Source organism: Amycolatopsis sp. NPDC043885 (assembly GCF_056435685.1).
Map to the genome: position 1 here is coordinate 1 of NZ_JBWKEA010000008.1, position 21,456 is coordinate 21,456.

Annotated in this window: 20 protein-coding genes; 9 read left to right on the top strand and 11 right to left on the bottom strand. The window is 69.0% G+C overall.

The genetic code is table 11. The features are described from left to right. Positions 1 to 170: 170 nt before the first annotated feature. The 4 genes from AC069I_RS23025 to AC069I_RS23040 all read right to left on the bottom strand — a co-directional run bounded on the left by AC069I_RS23025 (position 171) and on the right by AC069I_RS23040 (position 3,801). Positions 171 to 1,073 carry a lysophospholipid acyltransferase family protein gene (locus tag AC069I_RS23025; protein WP_478266374.1) on the bottom strand — a complete coding sequence of 301 codons (903 nt, stop codon included), beginning with the start codon at positions 1,071 to 1,073 and terminating at the stop codon, positions 171 to 173. Further along, the gene (locus tag AC069I_RS23030; RefSeq protein ID WP_478231675.1) at positions 1,070 to 1,852 is read right to left on the bottom strand and encodes a GNAT family N-acetyltransferase; all 783 of its coding nucleotides are present in this window, start codon (positions 1,850 to 1,852) and stop codon (positions 1,070 to 1,072) included. The genes AC069I_RS23025 and AC069I_RS23030 overlap by 4 nt, the downstream gene beginning before the upstream one ends. Before the next feature lie 177 nt (positions 1,853 to 2,029). After that, positions 2,030 to 2,989 carry an electron transfer flavoprotein subunit alpha/FixB family protein gene (locus AC069I_RS23035; protein WP_465435382.1) on the bottom strand — a complete coding sequence of 320 codons (960 nt, stop codon included), beginning with the start codon at positions 2,987 to 2,989 and terminating at the stop codon, positions 2,030 to 2,032. A 26-nt stretch (positions 2,990 to 3,015) separates the two neighbouring features. Next, positions 3,016 to 3,801, bottom strand: a complete 786-nt coding sequence (locus AC069I_RS23040; RefSeq protein WP_016336566.1) for an electron transfer flavoprotein subunit beta/FixA family protein — start codon at positions 3,799 to 3,801, stop codon at positions 3,016 to 3,018. Between the two features lie 243 nt (positions 3,802 to 4,044). Here AC069I_RS23040 and AC069I_RS23045 point away from each other — a divergent pair, with 243 nt between their 5' ends. Next, on the top strand, positions 4,045 to 4,896 hold the full coding sequence (locus AC069I_RS23045; protein WP_478228474.1) for a DegV family protein: 852 nt from the start codon (positions 4,045 to 4,047) through the stop codon (positions 4,894 to 4,896). Here AC069I_RS23045 and AC069I_RS23050 read toward each other — a convergent pair. Further along, positions 4,877 to 5,299 carry a hypothetical protein gene (locus AC069I_RS23050; RefSeq protein ID WP_478228475.1) on the bottom strand — a complete coding sequence of 141 codons (423 nt, stop codon included), beginning with the start codon at positions 5,297 to 5,299 and terminating at the stop codon, positions 4,877 to 4,879. The two genes, AC069I_RS23045 and AC069I_RS23050, sit on opposite strands and share 20 nt — an antisense overlap. Positions 5,300 to 5,434: 135 nt before the next feature. On the opposite strand from AC069I_RS23050, the gene AC069I_RS23055 reads away from it, so the two are divergent. The 5 genes from AC069I_RS23055 (at position 5,435) to AC069I_RS23075 (ending at position 9,865) form a co-directional block, all read left to right on the top strand. Then, positions 5,435 to 6,208 carry a class I SAM-dependent methyltransferase gene (locus AC069I_RS23055; RefSeq protein ID WP_478228476.1) on the top strand — a complete coding sequence of 258 codons (774 nt, stop codon included), beginning with the start codon at positions 5,435 to 5,437 and terminating at the stop codon, positions 6,206 to 6,208. Between the two features lie 76 nt (positions 6,209 to 6,284). Further along, positions 6,285 to 7,796, top strand: a complete 1,512-nt coding sequence (locus AC069I_RS23060) for a 1,4-alpha-glucan branching protein domain-containing protein (RefSeq protein WP_478266375.1) — start codon at positions 6,285 to 6,287, stop codon at positions 7,794 to 7,796. A 13-nt stretch (positions 7,797 to 7,809) separates the two neighbouring features. After that, positions 7,810 to 8,295 (top strand): glutathione peroxidase, encoded by a 486-nt coding sequence (locus AC069I_RS23065; protein ID WP_478228478.1) that lies wholly within the window; start codon positions 7,810 to 7,812, stop codon positions 8,293 to 8,295. A 281-nt stretch (positions 8,296 to 8,576) separates the two neighbouring features. Continuing rightward, the gene (locus AC069I_RS23070) at positions 8,577 to 9,638 is read left to right on the top strand and encodes a chymotrypsin family serine protease (RefSeq protein WP_478228479.1); all 1,062 of its coding nucleotides are present in this window, start codon (positions 8,577 to 8,579) and stop codon (positions 9,636 to 9,638) included. After that, a complete protein-coding gene (locus AC069I_RS23075) occupies positions 9,638 to 9,865 on the top strand; it encodes a hypothetical protein (protein ID WP_478228480.1) in 228 nt (75 codons plus the stop codon). Before AC069I_RS23070 ends, AC069I_RS23075 begins: the two co-directional genes overlap by 1 nt. Here AC069I_RS23075 and AC069I_RS23080 read toward each other — a convergent pair. Then, positions 9,853 to 11,619 (bottom strand): glycoside hydrolase family 2 protein, encoded by a 1,767-nt coding sequence (locus tag AC069I_RS23080; RefSeq protein ID WP_478266376.1) that lies wholly within the window; start codon positions 11,617 to 11,619, stop codon positions 9,853 to 9,855. The two genes, AC069I_RS23075 and AC069I_RS23080, sit on opposite strands and share 13 nt — an antisense overlap. 108 nt (positions 11,620 to 11,727) lie before the next feature. Here AC069I_RS23080 and AC069I_RS23085 point away from each other — a divergent pair, with 108 nt between their 5' ends. Next, complete coding sequence (locus AC069I_RS23085; RefSeq protein ID WP_478231682.1) at positions 11,728 to 12,981, top strand: glycosyltransferase family 4 protein; 1,254 nt, start codon at positions 11,728 to 11,730, stop codon at positions 12,979 to 12,981. Positions 12,982 to 13,298: 317 nt separating this feature from the next. On the opposite strand, the gene AC069I_RS23090 is transcribed toward AC069I_RS23085, so the two are convergent. The 4 genes from AC069I_RS23090 to aceA all read right to left on the bottom strand — a co-directional run bounded on the left by AC069I_RS23090 (position 13,299) and on the right by aceA (position 17,591). Beyond that, the gene (locus AC069I_RS23090; RefSeq protein WP_478231683.1) at positions 13,299 to 13,430 is read right to left on the bottom strand and encodes a hypothetical protein; all 132 of its coding nucleotides are present in this window, start codon (positions 13,428 to 13,430) and stop codon (positions 13,299 to 13,301) included. A 119-nt stretch (positions 13,431 to 13,549) separates the two neighbouring features. Continuing rightward, positions 13,550 to 14,335, bottom strand: coding sequence for a class I SAM-dependent methyltransferase (locus AC069I_RS23095; RefSeq protein WP_478266377.1), 786 nt, complete (start codon positions 14,333 to 14,335; stop codon positions 13,550 to 13,552). 262 nt (positions 14,336 to 14,597) lie between these two features. Next, positions 14,598 to 16,202 carry a malate synthase A gene (gene aceB, locus AC069I_RS23100; RefSeq protein ID WP_478228483.1) on the bottom strand — a complete coding sequence of 535 codons (1,605 nt, stop codon included), beginning with the start codon at positions 16,200 to 16,202 and terminating at the stop codon, positions 14,598 to 14,600. Positions 16,203 to 16,304: 102 nt separating this feature from the next. After that, positions 16,305 to 17,591: an isocitrate lyase gene (aceA, locus tag AC069I_RS23105; protein ID WP_072030536.1), complete on the bottom strand. Its 1,287-nt coding sequence runs from the start codon at positions 17,589 to 17,591 to the stop codon at positions 16,305 to 16,307. A gap of 228 nt (positions 17,592 to 17,819) precedes the next feature. On the opposite strand from aceA, the gene AC069I_RS23110 reads away from it, so the two are divergent. Both AC069I_RS23110 and AC069I_RS23115 read left to right on the top strand, forming a co-directional pair. After that, a complete protein-coding gene (locus tag AC069I_RS23110; protein WP_340683536.1) occupies positions 17,820 to 19,247 on the top strand; it encodes a short-chain fatty acyl-CoA regulator family protein in 1,428 nt (475 codons plus the stop codon). 79 nt (positions 19,248 to 19,326) lie between these two features. Beyond that, positions 19,327 to 20,151: an NAD(P)H-binding protein gene (locus AC069I_RS23115; protein WP_478231685.1), complete on the top strand. Its 825-nt coding sequence runs from the start codon at positions 19,327 to 19,329 to the stop codon at positions 20,149 to 20,151. 11 nt (positions 20,152 to 20,162) lie between these two features. Here the strand turns inward: AC069I_RS23115 and AC069I_RS23120 are convergent, their stop codons facing one another. Continuing rightward, positions 20,163 to 21,455: a serpin family protein gene (locus AC069I_RS23120; RefSeq protein WP_478228485.1), complete on the bottom strand. Its 1,293-nt coding sequence runs from the start codon at positions 21,453 to 21,455 to the stop codon at positions 20,163 to 20,165. Position 21,456: the final 1 nt, after the last annotated feature.

Below are 21,456 nucleotides of genomic sequence, written 5' to 3' on the forward strand. Positions count from 1 at the left end.
ACGAACTCCTCGACCGGTGGGCCAAACAGCCCTTCTCCATCCCGCTGAAGGTCATCGAGTCGCCCTACCGCGAGATCACCAAACCGATCCTCGACCAACGCCACATCTGTCACCGCAGTCGCGCCAACCCCTGGCGGATGTCAGGAAAGGGTCGTTCAGGACATCCGGGGCTACGGAGAGACCGCCTCGGGAGCGGAGGGCACCGAAGGAGCGACCGGGGAAACCGCCGCGACGCGACGCCGCCGCTGCACCGGGATCTGCACCCGGCCGAGCGCCGCCTGCACCGCGGATTCCGCCAGCGCGGCCAGCTCCCGCCGGTCCGCGGCGCGCCCTGGCGCGATCTCCGGGCACACGTGCACCTCCAGCACCAGACCGCGCAGCGCCGCGACCCGTCGCAGCGAGGCGATGAGCGACTCCGGCCCGATGAACGCCGGCTGGGTCGTCTCCCGCCCGTCGGCGAGCCGGAAGCGCAGCGCGAGCGGCCGCACCGGGACGCCGCCGTCGATCGCGGCCTGGAAGGTCGCGGGACGGAATCGGCCCGAACCGAGACCGCACCAGGTAGTGCCTTCCGGCGTCACGCTCACGAGTGATCCGCCGCGCATCGCGTCGGCGAGTTCGTCCATCGTCGCGGGCAGGCTCCGCAGGTTCTCCCGGTCGAGGAAGATGCTGCCGCCGCGGCGCACCAGCAGGCCGAGCACCGGCCAGGCGCCGACCTCCTTCTTGGCGAGCGCCCGCATCGGCTGGACGGCGTTCACCGCGATGATGTCCAGCCACGAGATGTGGTTGTTCACCACGAGCGCGCCACGGCCCGGCACGGCGCGGAAACGCTCGTCGCCGAGTACGCGCAGCTTCACCCCGAAGGATTTCAAGATCCCCGCGAAAAGCAGGCGCACCAACCGTTCCCGTGGCATGCCGCGCAGCACGAGCACCAGCGGCGCCGACAGGAAAGCGCCGAAGATGACGCCGATCGCCGCGGTGAACCGCAGGACGCGCCGGGGGAACGCCACCGTCGGCGCCCCTTCGCTCAGGCAGCCGTCGCCGCACGGCGACTTCGGCATCCAGGCGTGAGTCATCCCTGCACTCCCAGGAAGAACTTGAGGTACCGCTCGTCGACGTTGTGCAGATCCAGCAGGACGAAGAAGTCCGCGACACCGAAATCCGCGTCGAGCGCGGGCGGGCCGTAGATTTTCGCACCCAGTCGGGTGTAGCCCTTGATGAGCGGCGGGAGGATCGCGCGGGCGGGCCGCTCGACACCCTCGGTCCGCCACGGGTTCAGCGGCGTCACCCGAAAGGATTCCTCCGCGTAGTGCTTGGCGCGCAGGACATCCCAGACGCCCGCCGCGTAGACCCCGCCGTCCGTCAGCGGTACGGAAGCACAGCCCGCGAGATACCGGTGGCCGGCCAGCAGCATGTAGCGCCCGATGCCCGCCCAGACGAGGCTCACCACGGCGCCGCTGCGGTGGTCGGGATGCACGCACGACCGCCCCGTCTCGACCAGCGAAGGGCGCAGCGCATCGAGCGCGGTGAGATCGAATTCGCTGTCGGAGTACAGCTTCCCCGCCCGCGCGGCCCGATCGGGCGGCAGCATCCGGTACGTGCCCACGATTTCGCCGGTGTTGTCGTCCCGCACCACGAGGTGATCGCAGAACTCGTCGAAGTAGTCGACGTCGAGACCGGGTTCGAGCGAATTGAGCGTCGCCCCCATTTCCTCGGCGAAAACCTGATGGCGAAGTCGTTGCGCGGCAACGACTTCTTCGTTCCCGTTCGCCACGAGGAGGGAGTAACGCGGCGCATCGGCCGGGAGTTCGACACCTGCCTGGTCAGTACTGACGAGGAGCTGTGACGTCGTCATGACCCAGGTCTACCCCTCGGGGGGTACCAACGACAATGCGCCTGATGGCCGATTAGTGCACGTTCAGTTAATTGCGGGTTCTCAGGGTTCTCTCAGGCTGGAAGATCACTTTCGGATCACAGAAAAGGGACCGCCCGGGAAAGAAATCCCGGGCGGTCCCTTCACGAAACGAAGGACTCAGCCCTTGCGCTTCTGGACCTCTTCGGTCAGCTGCGGCGCGACGTTGAACAGGTCGCCCACCACACCGAAGTCGGCGATCTCGAAGATCGGCGCCTCGGCGTCCTTGTTGACCGCGATGATGGTCTTCGAGGTCTGCATACCCGCGCGGTGCTGGATCGCGCCGGAGATGCCGAGCGCGATGTACAGCTGCGGCGAAACCGTCTTACCGGTCTGGCCGACCTGGAACTGCGCCGGGTAGTAACCCGAGTCGACGGCGGCGCGGGAAGCACCGACGGCGGCACCGAGCGAGTCGGCGAGCGCCTCGACGACGTCGAACTTGTCGGCCGAGCCGACACCGCGGCCACCGGAGACGACGACCGAGGCCTCGGTCAGCTCCGGCCGGTCGCCGCCGACGATCGGCTCGACACCGGTGATCCTGGCGGACTTCGCCGGGTCGCCCGCGGGGACCTCGACGGTCTCCTCGGCGGCCGCGCCTTCGGCCGGGGCCGCCTCGACCGCGCCGGGGCGGACCGAGATGACCGGGACGCCCTTGGTGGACTTGGACTTGACGGAGAACGCGCCACCGAAGATGGACTGGTCGACGCTGCCGTCGCCGTTCACGCCGACGGCGTCGTACAGCAGACCGGAGCCGAGGCGGACCGCGACCCGGGCGGACACCTCCTTGCCCTCGGCGCTGGCCGCGACGAGCACGGCGGCCGGGGAGGTCCGCTCCGCGAGAGCGGTGAGGACGTCCACCTTCGGGGTGACCAGGAAGCCGGTGGCGTTGTCGCCCTCGGCGACGTACACCTTGGCGGCGCCGTGCGCGGCGAGGGCTTCCTTCGCCTTGGCGGCGGTGCCGGTCGGGCCGACGACGACCGCGGACGGCTCACCCAGTTCCCGAGCGGCGGTCAGCAGCTCGAGCGTGACCTTCTTGACTTCACCGTCGACGTGGTCGACGAGGACGAGTACTTCAGCCATTTCCCTATTCCTCCTCGAAACCTGTCTCAGATGAGCTTCTGCGCGACCAGGTAGGCGGCCACCTTGCTGCCGCCGTCACCCTCGTCCTCGACGCGCTCGCCGGCGGTGCGCGGCGGCTTCGGAGAGGCTTCGAGCACGGACGACCAGGCGTTGCCGAGGCCGACCTCGCCGGCGTCGACGCCAAGGTCCGCGACGGTCAGCGTCTCGACCGGCTTCTTCTTCGCGGCCATGATGCCCTTGAAGGAGGGGTAGCGCGGCTCGTTGATCTTCTCGCCGACGCTCACCACCGCGGGCAGGTTCGCCTCGAGGTGCGTGACGCCGTCCTCGGTGTAGCGGTCGGCCTTGATCGAGGTGCCGTCGACGGTCAGCTCGTTCACGTGGGTCAGCTGCGGCAGGCCGAGCAGCTCGGCGATGATCGCCGGGACGGCGCCACCGCGGCCGTCGGAGGCCTCGTTACCGGTGATGACCAGGTCGAAGCCTTCGACCTTCGAGATCGCGGCGGCCAGCACCTTGGCGGTGGCGATGGCGTCGGAGCCGTGAAGGGCCTCGTCGGAGACGTGGATGGCCTTGTCGGCGCCCATGGACAGCGCTTTGCGGATCGCGTCGGTCGCGCGGTCGGGACCCACCGAGACGACGGTGACCTCGCCCTCACCCGCTTCCTTGATCTTCAGGGCTTCTTCGACGGCCTTCTCGTTGATCTCGTCGAGCACGGCGTCGGCGGATTCGCGGTCAAGAGTGTTGTCGGCACCGGAGAGCTTCCGCTCCGAGTAGGTGTCCGGTACCTGCTTGACCAGGACAACGATGTTCGTCATGGGTCTACTTCGACCTCCCGTTGGTGGCCGGCGTCGGCCACGGGGCAACAGCTCTACTGGCCGGTAGATTAGGGCCATTTCAGTGCCGCGGCCCGCCGAGGTGACCTCATTCACCTGGATGCACGTTTTAGTGGGACCATCGTCCAGGTAATTCACCCGGAAGTGAGTGTTACCGGGCGACTAACCCGAACGGCCGTATTCCGGGATACTCGTGGCGGGGGTGAGGCGATAGCCTGCCCGACCATGCGTTCCTTGCCCGGCCCCGTCGCCGTGATCACGGATTCGACCGCCTGCCTCCCCGCCCCGGTCGCCGAACGCTGGGGAATCGGCGTCGTTCAGGTCCAACTGCAGGTCGGAGAGCAGTTCGACGAAGAGAACCGCTACGACCGCGAGGACATCATCGGCCATCTGCGCGCCGGGACCCCGGTGAAGACCGCGCCGCCCGAGGTCGCCGCGTTCTTCTGGGCGTTCCAGGACGCCGCGAGCAAGGGTGCCTCGGCGATCGTCAGCATCCACATCTCGGGCCGGATGTCGGAGACGGTGAACGCCGCCCGCGAGGCCGCCCAGCAGGTGAGCGTCCCCGTCCACGTCCTCGACAGCGGGACCACCGGGATGAGCCTCGGTTTCGCGGCGACCTCGGCGGCCAAGGTCGCCGCCGCCGGCGGGCAGGCGACCCGGGTGATCGACGCCGCCGAACGCCGGTTCCGCGGCAGCCGGGAGATCCTCTACGTCGACACGCTGGAGTTCCTGCGCCGCGGCGGCCGGATCGGCGCCGCGCAGGCCTTCCTCGGCTCGGCGTTCTCGATCAAACCCCTGCTGACGGTGAAGAACGGCGAGGTCGCCCCGCTGACCCGGGTCCCGGGCCAGCGGCGGGCGCTCAACAAACTCGTCGACCTCGCGGTGGACTGCGCGGGCGATCAGGACGTGGAGGTCGCCATCACCCGGTTCGGCCCGGACGAACGCGATCTCGAGATCGGCGGGCGGCTGCGGGCGCGGCTGCCGCATATGGTCGACAGCACCCTGGTGGACGCCAGCATGATCCTCGGCGCCCACCTCGGTCCCGGCGCCATCGGCATCACGGTGTCGCCGGTGTAGCCCGCTTCGAGGGGATCAGCGCCAGCACCACCGGGAGCACCGCGCCCAGCGCCGTCGTCACGACGATCAGCACCTGGTCCACCGGCTCGAAATGCGAGACGTGGCCGAGGTGGTAGAGGAAGTGCGGCAGTCCGAAGAGGAAGGTCGCGAGCGCCGCGAGCCTGGCCACGGCGGTCGTCCCGATCACGGCGGCGCCGATCAGGATCGCGGAAAGCGCCAGGTTGAGGCCGCCGAAGTCGCGGATCAGGTGTTCGTTGAAGGGGCCGTCCATCGCCACCCAGCCGGTGCGGAACCCCGGGAAGTCCCGGTAGAAGCCGTCCGGGCTGAACAGCGGCCACAGCCCGACGGGCAGTTCGATGAGACCGAAGACGACGAGCAGTACGCGGGTGAATGTCCGTTGCATACCTCCTGGACTGGACAGCACCGCGAAACGTGACACGCAGTTAGTCCTCTGGATGCGGTCCTTGCACGTGCAAGGACCGCATCCAGAGGACCAACTGCGCCAGGGAGGGAAGTGACCGGCCGGTAGGGTCGCGGCGTGACCACCCCAGCCACCAGGGCCGAAGCGCTGCACCTCACCGGTGAACGCACCGTGCCGGGCATCGCCGAGGAAAACTATTGGTACCGCCGCCACGAGGCCGCGTATCAAACGCTCCTGCCCCTGTGCGAAGGCAAGACCGTCCTGGAAGCCGGGTGCGGTGAGGGCTACGGCGCCGGGCTCATCGCCACCGTCGCCGAGCGGGTGCTCGCCCTCGACTACGACGTCCCCACCACCGAGCACGTCGCCCGCCGCTACCCCGGCATCGGCGTGGCCATGGCCAACCTGGTGTTCCTGCCGCTTCGGGACGCCTCGGTCGACGTCGTCGCCAACTTCCAGGTGATCGAGCACCTCTGGGACCAGGGCGCCTTCCTCGCCGAATGCCGCCGCGTGCTCTCCCCCGGCGGACGGCTGATCGTCACCACACCCAACCGGCTGACCTTCACCCCGGACAGCGACACCCCGCTCAACCCGTTCCACACCAGGGAACTCGCACCGTCCGAATTGGACGAACTGCTGCGTGAAGCCGGTTTCGAGGTCGAGACGCTGCACGGCCTCCACCACGGCGAGGGCGTCGCGAAGCTCGACGCCAAGTACGGCGGCTCGATCATCGACGCGCAGCTCGACGTCGTCATGGGGCAACTGCCCGGGCAGGCGACCTGGCCGGCGGAACTGCTCGCCGATGTCCAAGCCATCCAGGCCGCGGATTTCGCCATCCACGGTGAGGACCTCGACGCCAGCCTCGACCTCGTGGCCGTGGCGGTGCGCCCATGAGGGAGCTTGCGAGCGAATCACTCAACACAGTGCGCCTGCTCATGCGACGCAAAGCGACCCACTACGAGGAGCAGGCATGAGCGAGTACGAAGGCACGTTCTGCCTCGTCGTGCACAGCCATCTGCCGTGGCTGCCGCATCACGGCTCCTGGCCGGTCGGCGAGGAATGGCTTTACCAGGCGTGGGCGCATTCCTACCTGCCGATGGTCGACCTCTTGCGCCGCTTCGCCGACGAAGGCCGCGAGGACGTCCTCACTCTCGGCATGACGCCGATCCTCGCCGCACAGCTCGACGACCCCTACTGCATCGACGCCTTCCACGACTGGCTCGGGCATTGGCAGCTGCGCGCCTGGCACGCGTCCACGCTCTGGCGCGGCGACCCGCTGCTGCGCGACCTCGCGGCGGGCGAGTACCGGACGGCGCTGAAGGCGTCGGAAGAACTCGAAACGCGCTGGCGTCACGGTTTCTCGCCGATCCTCCGGTCCTTTGTGGACAACGGGACGATCGAACTGCTCGGCGGCCCGCTGGCGCATCCGTTCCAGCCGCTGCTCGACCCGGCGGTGCGCGACTTCATGCTGCGCGGCGGGCTGGCCGACACCGCACTGCGGATCGGACAACGTCCCGAAGGCATTTGGGCACCCGAATGCGGTTACGCGCCCGGAATGGAGGCCGGATACGCCGCCGCGGGCGTCCGGTGGTTCATGGTCGACGGACCGTCCCTGCACGGTGACACGTCGGCGGCGCGGACCGTCGGCGATTCCGACGTCGTCTGCTTCGGCCGCGACCTCGAAGTCACGTACCGCGTCTGGTCGCCGAAGGCCGGCTACCCCGGCCACGCCGCCTACCGCGACTTCCACACCTGGGCGCACGAAGTCGGCCTCAAACCGTCACGGGTGACCGGCAAGACCGTCGAGCCGCCGGACAAGGCGCCGTACGACCCGGCGATGGCGACGGCCACCCTCGGCGGCCACGTCCAGGACTTCGTCGACACCGTCGTCGCCCGGTTGCGCTCGCTCAAGGCCGAGCACGGCCGCGAATCGCTCGTCGTCGCCGCCTACGACACGGAACTGTTCGGGCACTGGTGGCACGAGGGCCCGGCCTGGCTCGAAGGTGTCCTGCGCGCGCTGCCCGAGGCGGGGGTCCGCGTCACCACGCTCAAGGGCGCGCTCGAAGCGGGCCACCTCGGCGGGAAGGTCGATCTCCCGGCGTCGTCGTGGGGCTCGGGCAAGGACTGGCGGGTCTGGGACGGCGAGCAGGTCGCCGACATGGTGCGGGACAACACCGCGCTGCAGCACCGGATGCTCGACCTGGTCACCGGGATGGACACGACGACGCGTGACGCCGTCCGCGACCAGGCCGTCGCCGAGGCGATGCTGGCACTGTCGAGCGACTGGGCGTTCATGGTCACCAAGGATTCCGCCGCCGACTACGCGCGGCGGCGGGCGAGGGTGCACACCGAACGGTTCGACACGCTCGCCGGGCTGCTCCGCGAGGGAGCGCTCGACCGCGCGCGGGAGACCGCGTCCGCGTTCCGGCGCGACGACGGGCCCTTCGGCCATGTCGACGCCCGTGACCTGCTGAGGAAATGACGAAAGGGAGAGCATGGGGATCCACGACATTCCACTGAAGACGCTCGCGGGCGAGGACACGACGCTCGGCGCGTTCGAAGGCAAGACGCTGCTGGTGGTGAACGTGGCGTCGAAATGCGGGCTGACCCCGCAGTACACCGGGCTGGAGAAGCTGCAGGAACGCTACGCGGACAAGGGTTTCTCCGTCGTCGGGTTCCCGTGCAACCAGTTCGCCGGACAGGAGCCGGGCACCGCCGAGGAGATCCAGGCCTTCTGCTCGACGACGTACGGCGTTTCGTTCCCGCTGTTCGAAAAGCTGGACGTGAACGGCGAAACCCGTCACCCGCTCTACGCCGAACTGACGAAGGCGGCCGACGCGGAAGGCGCCGCCGGCGACGTGCAGTGGAACTTCGAGAAGTTCCTCGTCGCCCCGTCCGGTGAGGTGGTGGGACGATTCCGCCCGCGCACCGAACCCGAGGACGAAGTGATCACCAAGGCGATCGACGCCGCGATCGGCTGACGCGCGCTTTCCCGAGACGGGCGGGGTTTCCGGAGCGATCCGGAAACCCCGCCCGTTTCCTTTTCCGGCGATCCGGTGACCAAAGTCCCTGAATATCCCACCACTCGCGCGATGACTGGTTGCTCGATCACAAACCCCTGTCACATAAGGGAAATACTGACATTCCCGGGTGAAGCGCCGTACCCGATTGCACTATGGCGCCACCCCGCGGACAAGGGAAGACTCTTTCGTCGGGACTCCCGCACTTCGTCAACGCCGACAACCAGAAAAGTGTGGCCGACATGATCGAAAACAATATGATCCCGGACGATTTCCTCTCCCTCGCGAGCGTGCAGGCGGCCGAGGAGGAGGCGTTGCTGAACCGGCAGAACGTGGTGGGTGTCGCGCTCGGTACCAAATGGTCCGGGGGCAGGGACACCGGCGAAAAGGCGATCACCGTCCTGGTCGACACGAAACTGCCGCACGAGATGCTGCGTGACGACGACCTCGTCCCGGCGACGCTGGCGGGCGTGCCCACCGACGTCCAGGAGGTCGGGGTGCTCCAGGCCGGCCGCAGTATCGCCGCGCCGAAGGTGAACGGCGCCGCCACGATGATCGACGAGCCCCCGGCTCCGACGCTCGCCCGCCCCGACGAACTCGCCCGTGAGCAGGTCGGCCCGTTCACCCTCGCCAAGAAGTTCCGCCCGGCGTACGGCGGGCTGAGCGTCGGCCACTTCAAGATCACCGCCGGCACCTACGGCACCGCGGTCTACGACGCGACGGCACTGCCCGGCAAACCGCCGAGATACTACATCCTGAGCAACAACCACGTGCTGGCGAACTCCAACGCCGCCGCCATCGGCGACCCGATCCTGCAGCCCGGCCCGTTCGACGGCGGCGTCGTCCCCACCGACGTCATCGCCAGGCTGAGCCGGTTCGTGCCGATCAAGTTCATCCAGCCGGGGCAGCCGGTGCCGTTGAACTTCGTCGACGCCGCGATCGCCGAAGGCCAGTTCCACGACCTCGACCGGCGGATCTTCTGGGTCGGCGAGCTCAAGGGCACCAACGTGGCGCCCGCGGTCGGCACGCTCGTGCAGAAGACCGGCCGGACCACGAACTGGACGACCGGGCGGATCACGAACATCAACGCCACCGTCGACGTGAACTACGGCGGAGGCAGGGTGGCCCGGTTCGCGCAGCAGCTGCTGACCACCGACATGTCGGCCGGTGGCGACTCGGGCAGCCTCGTGGCGGACCTGAGCGAGAACGCCGTCGGCCTCCTGTTCGCCGGCTCGCCGGTGGTCACCGTGATCAACCGGATCTCGCTGGTCGAAGCGTCGCTCGGGATCCGGGTGCACCCGTAGTGGCCGACGAAATCTCCGACGTCGATGCCGCGCTCGTGGCGGCGTCCCGGTGGCTCGACGACGTCCCCGGAGTGGTCGGCGTCGGGCAGGGCGAGGCCGAGGGGGCACCCACGATCGACGTGTGGATGACCCCCGGTCACGACCCCGGGCAGCTGCCTTCTCAGCTGCTCGGGGTGCCCGTCCGGGTCCGGGATTCGGGTGGTCCGGTGGAGGCTCAGCCGGACTGACCCGCCTCGATGACCGCGCGATTGCGGGTGGCGACGGTCGGCGCGTCCGCCTTCACCACCCGCCGGTCGTAGGTGAGCAGGCCGTTGACCTCGTTCTCGACGTCGGTGATCTGGGTGTAGATCGCGCCGGAAAGACCGGTTCCGGCGATGATCCGTTCGAGATGCTCGCTGACCTCGGCATAGCGCTTCGTCAGCTGTGCCGAGGTCAGCGTCATCTCGTAGGCCTGCGGCTCCCCGGGCCAGCGATGCTCGTCGAGGACCAGGCCGAGGCCGCCGTACTCGCCGTCGACGATCACCCTGTGGTCCTTCACCGAGGGCTTTCCCGGCCCGACGTAGGTGTGGTCGTCATAGACGTCGCCCGCGCCGGTGTCCGGCCACGAGAAGCAGCAGTTCACTCCGCTGTTCGCGACGACGAGCCTGGTCGGGTCGAGGTCCTTCACCAGGTTCGCGATCCGCGCGGTGTCGAATTCGCCCCAGCCCTCGTTGAACGGCACCCAGCCGACGATCGAGGTCACCCCGCGCAACTGCTCGATCATCTCGGTCAATTCCTCTTCGAACCGCGCCTTCGCTTCCGGCACCGGATCGGGCGCCGTCCCGGGCGGGCCGTCGAACGAGACGGTGAGCGACGGCATGTCCTGCCAGACGAGCAGGCCCAGCCGATCCGTCCAGTGGTACCAGCGCTCCGGCTCGACCTTGACGTGTTTGCGGACGAAGTTGAAGCCGAGTTCCTTGGTCTTCTCCAGGTCGAACCGCAACGCCTCGTCGGTCGGGGCGGTGTGGATCCCGTCCGGCCAGTAACCCTGGTCGAGCGGGCCGTGGAGGAAGGTGATCCGGCCGTTGAGCGCGATCCGCGGCCTGCCCTGGGCGTCGGAGACCGTCCCGATCGTGCGGAGCCCGGTATAGGACTCGACGACGTCGAGCGGATTGCCGCTCTCGTCGAGCAAACGGACCTGAAGGTCGTAGAGATACGGATCATCGGGCGTCCAGAGGCGCGGCGAAGGCACCTCCGCACGCAATCGGCGTCCCACGTCCTCCGCGGCACGTGCCACTTCGGGGCCATCGGGCTCGCTCACGATCAGCTCCACCCGGGCGCCGCCTGTGACCTTGGGCACAACCGTCACCCCTTCGAGGTCTGACGTCACCCGGAGATCCCGGACGCGCTCGGACGGCACCGGCTCCAGCCAGACGGTCTGCCAGATACCCGACGCGGCGGTGTAGAAGATCCCTTTCGGGTCGTTCCGCTGCTTGCCGACGGGGTGTGTCGAAGCGTCGGTGCGGTCCGTGGCCCGGACGGTCAGTTCCTGCGATCCCGACGGGCGCAGCACGCCGGTGATGTCCGCGCTGAAGGCCGTGTACCCGCCCTCGTGGGCGGCCACCTCCTGGTTGTTGACCCAGACCGTCGCGGACTGGTCGACGGCGCCGAAGTGGAGCAGCACGCGCTGACCGTCCCAGCCGGACGGGACCTCGAAAACCTTGCGGTACCAGAGGGTTTCGTCCCGCCGTCCGATACCGGAGAGCGCCGACTCCGGCGGGAACGGCACCAGGATCCGCTCGCCGTACCCGTTCCGGCCGGGCGAGCCGCTGCCCGCGTACTCCCAGACGCCGTTGAGGTTCAGCCAGCGTTCGCGGACCAGCCGCGGACGCGGATACTCCGGCAGCGCGTTGCCGGGCCCGACCTGCGCGGACCACGGCGTCGAGAGCACCGGTTCGACGGTTTCGAAGGCCGGTCCGGCCGCGTTCACCGAGGACGTCATCAACCCGATGGTGGCAAAGATCGTCGCTCCTGTCGCCCTCGATCGGGTTCACCGGCAGGGGTGATCGCCCCGTCCCGGTGACGACCGACTCACGAGTAACCTCCACCCATGCGCGTGCTGATGTTGTCGTGGGAGTACCCACCCGTGGTCGTCGGCGGACTCGCACGGCACGTCCACGCCCTGGCCCGGCATCTCGCCCGGCAGGGGCACGACGTGGTCGTCCTGTGCCGTCACACGGCGGGCACCGACGCCGAGACCCACCCCAGGACCGATCGCGTGGTCGAGGGCGTCCGGATCATCCGGGTCGCCGAAGACCCGATGCACGTGACCTTCGAACGGGACCTCGTCGCGTGGACGCTGGCCATGGGGCACGCGATGGTCCGCGCCGCCACCGACCTGCTGCGCACCTGGCAGCCGGACGTGGTGCACGCGCACGACTGGCTGGTCACCCACCCCGCGATCGCGATCGCGGAGGCCGCGCGGGTGCCGCTGGTCGGCACGATCCACGCCACCGAGGCCGGGCGGCACTCCGGCTGGCTCTCGCATCCGCTGAACCAGCAGGTTCACTCGGTCGAGTGGTGGCTCGCGAACCGCTCGGACGCGCTGATCACCTGTTCGCAGGCCATGCGCCGCGAGGTGGCGCATCTGTTCGAGGTCGACGGTGACGCGGTCACCGTGATCCACAACGGCATCGAGGAACGCACCTGGCAGGTGCCCGCGGAGGAGGTCGCGCACGCGCGCGAGGTCTACAGCCCCTCCGGCGCGCCCCTGCTGCTCTACTTCGGACGGTTGGAATGGGAGAAGGGCGTGCAGGACCTGCTCGCCGCGCTCCCCCGGATCCGCCGCGCCAAACCGGGGACGCGGCTGGTGGTCGCCGGCAAGGGACGGCATCTGGAGGAACTGGTCGACCAGGCCCGCAAGCTGCGCGTCCGCCGCGCGGTGGACTTCGTCGGGCACCTGTCCGACCGCGAACTGCGCGCCGTACTGGCCGCGGCCGACGCCGTCGTGCTGCCCAGCCGCTACGAGCCGTTCGGGATCGTCGCCCTGGAGGCGGCCGCCGCGAAGGCGCCGCTGGTCGCTTCGACCGCGGGCGGGCTCGGCGAGGTCGTCGTCGACGGCGAGACCGGCCTGGCGTTCAGCCCCGGCGACGTCGACGCCCTCGGGGACGCCGTCGAAGCGGTGCTGGACGACGAGGTCGCGGCCGCCCGCCGCGCGCTGAGCGCGCAGTCGCGCCTGGCCGCGGACTTCGACTGGGGGCGGATCGCCGAAGCGACCGTCGCGGTCTACCGGCGGGCTCGCGCCGGGGAGCCGGTGGAACTGGGGCGGCCGAAGATCGCGACCGGGAACGCCTTCGAGCCCTGATCGCTCGACGCATTCAGAGGACTAATCGCGGACGCGCGTGTGGGTCGTGAGTGGCGATTCGTGTTCTCACCCGAATCGCCACCCACGACCCCGGCCCAAGCTGTCCTGATGCCCTTCGCGCCGCTCGAAGTACGTGAAGGACCCCTTCATGTACTTGGGAAAGGTGTGAAGGGCGAGTTACTTCGGCCGAGCAGCCGCTTTGCGGCGGTGGCGCGGGGCGAAGGGGAATCCGGGACGTCGGGGGACCCGGATCCCCCTTCACGAGCGTCGCGGGTCGCGAGGGGCGCGACCCCCGGGGCTGCTCTAGGTGACGAAGATCAGAAGTGGCAGGGCCGAACACAGCCCGGCTGCACCGAGACCCCGGCCGAAGCGGACACCGCCGGGGCGGCGAGGGCGACGGCGAGGACGGCGAAGGTCGCGGCCAAGAGGGTCCTCAACTGCTTCTTCATGGTGGCTCCTCGGGGAAACGGGCGGAATTCCCACCCGGCGCCGAGCATCCGCGCGACCCGCCGCCGAAACAACGGGGGAATCACTACGTATCCCTACCTATTCGCGGTCCGTGACCGGTTCATCCCTTTCTGCCGGTCAGCATCCGTACCTGAACCGGCTCCACGAACGGCGCGTACGGGGAAATGGCAGCGCTCAGCCGCTCCTCGAATCCGGCGCGCTCGGCCGGCTTCGGCAACCTGTCCTCCGGGGTCGCGGAGTAGACCGCGCCGATGACGAACTCCAGGTCGATTTCGTCCTCGTACTCCACCACGCGCGAACCGGTGGTGAAACCGGCGGCCTCCAGGCTCGCGCGGTACCGGTCCTGTTCCTCTTGTTCGGCCCCGCAGGTACGCACGAGCGGCTGACCGAGCCAGCCGGAAAGGTATTCGCGCAACGCCTTCGACCACGAACTCTCGTGCAGCCACATCGGCGCCCCGTTGGTGAGCACGGCGACCCCGCCGCCGGGCCGCAGCAGCGAACGGAGCGCGGGGAACAAGGTCGCGTGGTCCATCCAGTGCAGGGCCTGTCCGATCGTGACCGCGCCGAGACCGTCCCGCCCCAGCAACGTTCGCAGCGCCGGAACGTCGCTGTCGGCACCGACGAGCCAGTTCACGTTGGTGAGCCCGGACGCCACTTTCCTGGCTTGGGCGAGCATGTCCGGTTCGGGATCCATCCCGATGACCGAGCGGGTCCTGGCGGCGAGCGGCCGGGTCAGCTGACCGGTGCCGCAGCCGAGGTCCAGTGCCGTGTCCTCGGTGGACAGCCCGAATTCCGCCACCAGCTTGTCGAAGACTTCGACGGGGTAGCCGCGGCGGTAGCGCTGATAGAACTCGGCGACCTCGCCGCTGAACTTCAGGATCGTCATCCCGCGATCGTGACCTGCCCGAGGATCCCTCGCCGCCGCTTTCGCGCACGGCGGAAGGCCGCGGAGGCCCCGTCCACGGTGGTGTGGTGAGGACGGGGCCTCCGCGGCGAAGCGCACGCCCGACAGCGCTACCGGAGGGGCGCGCGCGTGAAGCGGGTCCGGTGGCGGGGAGCCGCCGCCACCGGACCCGTTGGGCCACACCGTCCCAAACCGGTGTGGAACCCGGCCGCCCCGCGTCAGGTAGAGGCGGCCGGAGCCTGCGTCACCGCGCGGTCAGGTATCGCGCGTACGCGCCGGTGGTGAGGAAGCTCGGCAGCTTCTCGCCCAGCGCGGTCTCGGTGAAGATCTCGTAGGCGTCGCCGAGCCGGTTGCCCTCGCCCAGCTCGGCCCGCACCGACGCCAGCTCTTCGTCCAAATAGGACACGGCCAGCTCGCGGGTGAGCGCGGTGCCGTCTTCGAGCTTCGTGCCGTTGCGGATCCACTGCCACACCTGGCAGCGGGCGATCTCGGCGGTGGCGGCGTCCTCCATCAGGTTGTGGATCGCCGCCGCGCCCGTACCGCGCAGCCACGCGTCGATGTAGCGCAGCGCGACGTTGATGTTGGCGCGGACACCGGCTTCGGTGACCTCGCCGCCCGCGCTGGCGACGTCGAGCAGGTCCTCGGCGGTGACGACGACGTCCTCACGGAGCTTGCCGAGCTGGTTGGGCCAGCCGCCGAGCACCTCGTCGAACACCTCGCGGCAGACCGGGACGAGACCGGGATGCGCGACCCACGAGCCGTCGAAACCGTCGTTCGCCTCGCGTTCCTTGTCCTGACGGACCTTCTCGAGCGCGGTCGCGTTGATCTCCGGGTCCTTGCTCGGGATGAACGCGGCCATGCCGCCGATGGCGTGCGCCCCGCGCTTGTGGCAGGTGCGCACCAGCAGTTCGGTGTAGGCCCGCATGAACGGGACGGTCATCGTCACCTGCGCGCGGTCAGGCAGCACGAAGTCCGCGCCGTGCGAGGAGAAGTTCTTGATGACGCTGAAGATGTAGTCCCAGCGGCCGGCGTTCAGCCCGGAGACGTGCTCGCGCAGTTCGTAGAGGATCTCCTCCATCTCGAACGCGGCGGTGATCGTCTCGATCAGCACGGTGGCCCGGACGGAACCGCGCGGGATGCCGAGTTCCCGTTGCGCCAGCAGGAAGACGTCGTTCCACAGCCGCGCTTCGAGGTGGTTCTCGAGCTTCGGCAGGTAGAAGTACGGGCCGCTGCCGCGGGCCAGCAGCTGGCGCGCGTTGTGGAAGAAGTAGAGGCCGAAGTCGACCAGGCTCGCCGAGACCGGGCGGCCGTCGATGCGGATGTGCTTCTCCACCAGGTGCCAGCCGCGGGGGCGGGCGACGATCGTCGCGGGCTCTTCGCCGATCGTGTAGCGCTTGCCCGCCTCGGTGGTGAAGTCGATGTTGCGGCGGATCGCGTCGAACAGGTTGAGCTGGCCGTCGATGACGTTGTGCCAGGTCGGCGAGGTCGCGTCCTCGAAGTCGGCGAGCCAGACCTTCGCGCCGGAGTTCAGCGCGTTGACCGTCATCTTGCGGTCGGTCGGGCCGGTGATCTCGACGCGGCGGTCTTCGAGACCGGGCGCGGCCGGGGCGACCGACCAGCTGCTGTCGTCGCGGATGGCACGCGTCTCGGGCAGGAAGCCCAGCGGCTCCTCACCGGACTGGAGCTTCTCGCGGCGCAGACGGCGGGCGTCGAGCAGCTCGCGGCGGCGGCCGGCGAACGCGTTGTCCAGTTTGGCCACGAAGTCCAGTGCGGCCGGGGTGAGGATCTCGTCGAACCGGTCACCGGCGGGTCCGCAGACGTCGATCCGGTAGTTCAGCTTCTCAACCATGGTGTGCCTCCGCTGGGGCTTCGCGAGAGATTGAAGGGGATGGGAGGTGGCGGTCTCCCCTGGGAGTCGAGAGACCGCCACCTGGCACCTACTTGCGAGGGATCAGAACTGCTCGGCCTCGGTGGAACCGGCGAGCGCGGTGGTCGAGCTCTCCGGGTTCAGCGCGGTCGCGACGTTGTCGAACCAGCCGGTGCCGACCTCGCGCTGGTGCTTCGTGGCGGTGTAACCGCGGTCCTCCGAAGCGAACTCGCGCTCCTGCAGGTCGACGTAGGCGGTCATGCCCTCGCGGGCGTAACCGTGCGCCAGGTCGAACATCGAGTAGTTCAGGGCGTGGAAGCCCGCCAGGGTGATGAACTGGAACTTGTAGCCCATGTGGCCGAGCTCGCGCTGGAACTTCGCGATCGTCGCGTCGTCCAGGTGCTTCTTCCAGTTGAACGACGGCGAGCAGTTGTAGGCCAGCATCTGGTCCGGGTACTTGGCCTTGATCGCCTCGGCGAACTGACGGGCGACCTCGAGGTCCGGCTTGGAGGTCTCCATCCACAGCAGGTCGGCGTACTCGGCGTAGGCGAGACCGCGGTCGATGCAGGGGTCGATGCCGTTGGTGACGTTGTAGAAGCCCTCGGCGGTGCGCTCGCCGGTGACGTACTTGCGGTCACGCTCGTCGACGTCGCTGGTGATCAGCGTGGCGGCCTGTGCGTCGGTGCGGGCGACGATCAGCGACGGCACGTTCAGCACGTCCGCGGCGAGGCGGGCGGCGTTCAGCGTGCGCTCGTGCTGCTTGGTCGGGATCAGCACCTTGCCGCCGAGGTGACCACACTTCTTCTCGGACGCGAGCTGGTCCTCCCAGTGCACACCCGCGGCACCGGCGGCGATCATGCCCTTCATCAGCTCGAAGGCGTTGAGCGGGCCACCGAAGCCGGCCTCGGCGTCGGCGACGATCGGGGCGTACCAGTCGATGTCGGTGTTGCCCTCGGCCCAGTTGATCTGGTCGGCGCGGCCCAGCGCGTTGTTGATGCGACGGACGACGGCGGGCACCGAGTTGGCCGGGTAGAGGCTCTGGTCCGGGTAGGTCTGGCCGGAGAGGTTGGCGTCGGCGGCGACCTGCCAGCCCGACAGGTAGATGGCCTTCAGGCCGGCGCGGACCTGCTGCACCGCCTGGTTACCGGTCAGTGCGCCCAGCGAGTGGACGTAGTCCTCGTTGTGCAGGAGGTCCCACAGCTTCTCGGCGCCGCGGCGAGCGAGCGTGTGCTCCTCGACCACGCTGCCGCGCAGCTTGACCACGTCAGCCGCGGAGTACGAACGCTTCACGCCCGCCCAGCGGGGGTCGGTCTCCCACTGCTTGGCCAGTTCGGCGGCCGCCTGCTCCAGCTGCTGCGCGTGCTGAGTCATCGGATTCTCCCGGTGTTGCGAAGTTTGCGAGTGATCGCCTTTCCTGATCCGACCCTGACATGACTGGGGAAATCCGATCCAGGCCTCCAATTTGCCAATTTCTGCGAAGCTTCCGTAGCATCTTGCAAAGGTTGCGAATCGCAGATTCGCAAGCCGGGGCAAAATCCACGGGCTTGACCGTTCACTGAATCGTTCAGGCCCGGAAACCTTGCGGACAGAGAGGCCTCAGTGGACAAAACCTTCGCCGGAGCGAAGCTGCGGCATCTGCGCGAAAGCCGGTCGATGAGCCAGGCGGATCTCGCTCGTGTGCTGGAGATCTCACCCAGTTACCTCAATCAGATCGAGCACAACTCGCGTCCGCTGACCGTCCCGGTGCTCCTTCGCATCACGCAGGCGTTCGGTGTGGACACCGAGTTCTTCGCGAACAACGACACCGCCCGGCTGGTGGCCGATGTGAAAGAGGCGCTGCTCGACGAGGTCCTCGGCGTGGACGTCACGAACAGCGAGCTCAACGACCTCGCCACGAACCTGCCGACGATCGCCCAGGCCCTGGTCAAACTGCACCGCAGCTACCGCAACGCCGTGGAGAACACCGCCGCGCTGACCATGGAAAACGGCCTCGGCCTGCACGGCAGCGCCGCGACCGCCCTGCCGCACGAAGAGGTCCGCGACTTCTTCTACGAACGGGAGAACTACGTCGCCGAGCTGGACGAACGCGCCGAACGGATGGCACACGACATCCCCCTGCAGCGTGGCCAGGTGCTCGCGGCGCTGAAGGAGACCCTGATCCAGCGCTACGGCGTCGACGTCACGAACGAGGGCATCGACGAGACCAACGGCGAACAGCACCGGTACGAACCGGGGCCGCGAGTGCTGCGGCTGGCGCCTAGCCTGCGCGTCGGGCAGCAGGCGTTCCGGATGGCCTCGCAGATCGCGTTGCTGGAATACGACGACCTGATCACCGAGCTCGCCGACTCGTGGGCGTTCTCCGGGCCGGCCGCGCGTTCGCTGGCCCGCGTCGGGCTCGCGAACTACTTCGCGGGCGCGCTGATCCTCCCCTATGGACCGTTCCTGGCGAGCGCGGAACGCTTCCGCTACGACATCGAGCGGCTGTGCGACCACTTCGGCGTCGGCTTCGAGACCGTCTGCCACCGGCTCTCGACGTTGCAGCGTCCGAAGAACCGCGGCGTGCCGTTCTCGTTCGTGCGGGTCGACCGGGCGGGGAACATGTCGAAACGCCAGTCCGCCGCGGGTTTCCACTTCTCCCGCGTCGGCGGCGCGTGTCCTCTGTGGAACATCTACGAGGCGTTCGCCCAGCCCGGCAAGATCCTCACCCAGATCGCGACCCTTCCCGACGGGAAGAGCTACTTCTGGGTCGCGCGGACGGTGTCCCGCAACATCGGCGGCTACGGCAGCCCCGGCAAGACGTTCACCGTCGGCCTCGGCTGCGAACTGCGGCACGCGAAACGGCTGATCTACTCGACCGGGCTCGACCTCGACGACCGGGCCGCGGCCACCCCGATCGGCATGGGGTGCAAAGTCTGCGAACGCCCGGCCTGCTCGCAGCGCGCGTTCCCGACGATCGGCAAACAGCTGACCGTCGACGAGAACACGAGCACCTTCGTCCCGTACCCGGCGGTGCCCAAGTCGCCTTGAGCCGCCCTGATCTCCCTGGCAGGGTGACCGACGACGGCCGCGGCCTGTGACGGCGGCCACCGCACTGGGGGAGAAAATAATGATCTTGGTGACCGGGGCAGGCGGCAACGTCGGCTCGGAACTGACCGGAATCCTGGCGCGTGGCGGGCATCCCGTCAGAGCGCTGGTCCGCACGCCGCGGCCGTTGCCGGACGGCGTCGAAGGAGTGACGGGAGATCTCGACGAGCCGGCGAGCCTGAAACCGGCGTTGGCCGGTGTCCGGGCGGTCTTCCTGCTCGGCGGCTACGAGGACATGCCCGGCGCGCTGGCGGTGATGCGGGACGCGGGCGTCGAGCACGTCACGCTGCTGTCGTCCCGTTCGGTCGTCGGCGGGCACGCGGACAACGCCGTCGCGGGAATGCACATGGCGGCCGAGGCGGCGGTGCGCGCTTCGAAGCTGGCGTGGACGTTTCTGCGGCCGAGCGGGTTCATGTCGAACTCGCTGCAGTGGGTCCCGCAGCTTCGCGCCGGGGACGTCGTCCGCGAGCCGTTCGCGAACGTCCCGGTGGCGACGATCGACCCGTACGACATCGCCGCCGTCGCCGCGGAGTCACTGACCACGCCGGGACACGAGGGGCTCGCGTACGCCATCACCGGGCCGGGTTCGCTCCGGCCCGCCGACCGGCTCCGTGTCCTGAGTGAACTGCTCGGACGGGAGCTACGGCTGGAACCGCTTTCGGACGCCGAGGCCCGCGTGACGATGAGCGCGGAGATGCCGGAGAAGTACGTCGACGCCTTCTTCCGTTTCTTCGCGGAGGGCGAGTTCGACGACTCGGCGGTCACGGGTGCCGTCCAGGACCTCACGGGACGGGAGCCGCGGCCGTTCGCGACCTGGGCACGCACGCATTTGGCCGCTTTCCGCTAGCCGTCGGCCGGTCACGCCGCCGGGTCGCCGATCCTGCCGAGGAACAACGGCGCCCCGGTGGCCGTGTCGGTGATGACGAAGAGGAACGGGCGGTCGACGGTCACGGTGCGCGGCACCTCCGCGGACACGGCGCGGGCATCGACGCCCGTGGCCGCCGCGGCCTCGGTGCCCTCCTCGTCGACCTGGACGAAGGTCTTGTGCTGCACGGAAGCGATCCGCAGCCGGGCTTCGTCGGTGATGCCGCTGAAGTCGGCGCCGGGTTCGAACGCCGAGGGCATGCCCGCCTCCTTGAGCGGCGCCGTCAGGTCCAGCGCGGACCTGACGGTGAACCTGGGCATGGCCAGGTCCACGGTGGCCGGCCGGATCTCGCCGAGCAGCGCGGCGATTCCCTTGCCGCGCAAGGCGTCGATCGCCGCGGGCACGATCACGGTGAAGGCCAGCCGCCCGCCGCGGTAAGGCAGTGTGACCGCCTGGTAGCCCGGCCCTTCGGCGTAGCCCAACTGAACCTCCGGCGCGGTACGCATCATCGGGACGGTCACCGTCGACCCGTCGGCCCGGGTGAACGGCGCGTCCGCCGTCCGGTCGCGGGGGAACTCCCGCGCCCAGGGCACTTTCAGGTACAGGGCGTTGGCGAGGACGAGCCTGGTTTCGTCGGTGATCGCCGTCTCCGGGAAAAGGTCAGGGATCCTCCCCTCGGTCTGGTCCGCCACCGTCCGGTTGATCCGGTCGCGGGCGCCGCCGGGGTCGGCGGCGAAGTCCTCCTCGCTCGTCGCCGCACCGAACCGGTCGCGCAAAACGTCCCGGTATCCGGGCTTGATCCCGAGCCCTCGCTGGATCCAGGCGGTGTTCGACACCTTCAGGTCCTCGTGACCGGCGACCGGCGGAACGGGAGATCCGTCTCCGGGAAGTCGCAGCACCTTCCGGATCTGCATGGCGGTGTCGCCCTTCGCGCCCGCGCCGACCATTTGCAGCGCGGTGGACACGCTCGCCGGGGACAGCACCAGGTTCGCCCCGCCCGCCAGCGCCGGCGCGGTGAGCAGGTCAAGCCCGAAACCGCCGGCCGCCTTGACCGCCGCTGCCGTGCCGGGCGTCACCTGCTGGGTGACGGGCAGCGGCGCCGGAAGTTCCTCACGGGTGGGTTCCGCTCCGCAGGCCGCGAGCAGTATGACCAGGCCGAGCGCGAGGGACCGGGTGAACGCCGTCATGACCGGGAGACGGTCGCCGTGCCCGGTTCGGTTGCACCGGCCCAGGCGGAAAGCGGACGTCTCTCCGTCGTGGCCGGGGCCGGTCAGTACATTCAGCATT